This window comes from Hymenobacter miniatus (genome assembly GCF_016427455.1).
Classification (GTDB): Bacteria; Bacteroidota; Bacteroidia; order Cytophagales; family Hymenobacteraceae; genus Hymenobacter; species Hymenobacter armeniacus.
Genome location: NZ_JAELXR010000032.1, coordinates 1 through 842, shown reverse-complemented (window position 1 = coordinate 842; position 842 = coordinate 1). Strand labels below are relative to the sequence as shown.

General features: G+C 55.7%; 1 rRNA gene. It reads left to right on the top strand.

What is annotated here, in order from left to right:
* Positions 1-93 precede the first annotated feature (93 nt).
* Positions 94-842 (top strand): 23S ribosomal RNA (locus JAO73_RS22845); the annotation flags it as partial.

The following is an 842-nucleotide window of genomic DNA, read 5'->3' as shown; positions in this document are numbered from 1 at the left end:
GTTCTTTGACGTAAGGGGTAACAAAAACGAAGCGTGGCGCGCTTGTTCCCGCAAGGGAAAAGCAGCACCCAGCGATGGGTGCGGCGCTGCGAAAGCGAAGTAAGAAAGAGCACACGGGGGATGCCTAGGGTCTCAGAGGCGACGAAGGACGCGATAAGCTGCGATAAGCTGGGGGCAGAGGCACATACTCGTTCATCCCCAGATTTCCGAATGGGGCAACCCCCTGCCTGGAAGAGGCAGGAACCGACCCGCTTGACGGGCGGTGGCAAACGCCGGGAACTGAAACATCTAAGTACCGGCAGGAAAAGAAAATAACAATGATTCCCCAAGTAGTGGCGAGCGAACGGGGAGGAGCCCAAACCGGGTTGGTTACGGCCAATCCGGGGTTGTAGGACCACGACATCTGACTAAACCGAGTTAGCCGAAGCTGTTGGGAAACAGCATCATAGAGGGTGAAAATCCCGTAGGCGACAATTCTGGTTTACGGTAGTGGTATCCTGAGTAGGGCGGGGCCGGAGAAACCCCGTCTGAAGCTGGCGGCACCATCCGCCAAGGCTACATACTCCTGAGACACCGATAGTGAACTAGTACCGTGAGGGAAAGGTGAAAAGAACCGGGAATACCGGAGTGAAAAGAACCTGAAACCGTGTGCTTACAAGCAGTCAGAGGGCTTTAGTGGCCTGATGGCGTGCCTTTTGCATAATGAGCCTACGAGTTACTCCTCCCCGGCAAGGTTAAGTACTTTAAGGTACGGAGCCGCAGCGAAAGCGAGTCTGAACAGGGCGCGCAGTCGGGGGGGGTAGACGCGAAACTTTGTGAGCTACCCTTGAGCAGGTTGAAGG